The sequence below is a fragment of the Marinitenerispora sediminis genome (assembly GCF_003336425.1).
Classification (GTDB): Bacteria; Actinomycetota; Actinomycetes; order Streptosporangiales; family Streptosporangiaceae; genus Marinitenerispora; species Marinitenerispora sediminis.
Genome location: NZ_QEIO01000354.1, coordinates 1 through 545 on the forward strand (window position 1 = coordinate 1; position 545 = coordinate 545).

1 protein-coding gene is annotated in these 545 nt (G+C 46.4%); it reads left to right on the forward strand.

Annotation, left to right across the window (positions count from 1 at the left end):
• Positions 1 to 36: 36 nt before the first annotated feature.
• Complete coding sequence (locus DEF28_RS26775) at positions 37 to 312, forward strand: stage VI sporulation protein F (protein ID WP_068729957.1); 276 nt, start codon at positions 37 to 39, stop codon at positions 310 to 312.
• Positions 313 to 545: the final 233 nt, after the last annotated feature.

A 545-nucleotide genomic window follows, 5' to 3' on the forward strand; every position in this document is an offset into this window, starting at 1 on the left:
ATGTTGTAGTGGGGATTGACGGAGGAGGGAAGAAGAGTGAACAAAGATTTTTCCAAGGATGCCCTGAATGCCATCAACAAAAAGACGGGGAAGAACATCACACCAGGCGCAATCAAAAAGCTCGCGAGCACGGTGAAGCCGGGAACCACGCAGAATGAAGCCCAGCTCCGCCAGTTGATCAAGCAGGTGTCAGCGATGGCTAAAGTGCCGGTCACTGAGGCTACTGTGCAGGAGATCGTAAATGCGGTCAAAAAAGGCGGTACGAATTCCGGCACAATGGAGTCTTTAATGAAAATGCTGATGAAAAAATAGTTCGCCTCTTTGGGTCACTCAAGGAGCAAAGAAGCCGGTATCTAGCAGATTCCGGTTTTTTTGCTCTTTTTTGCTGTGGATTACACTTTATAGGTTTCGCGGCCTATGGTTCATGCTATAATATTTGCAATTCAATATAACCGGCAGGAGGCAGAGTAATTATGGACTCTATGACTAAGATGTGGTTGTCGCTGATTGCGATACTGATTATGGGCGTATCCGTATTTCTGATC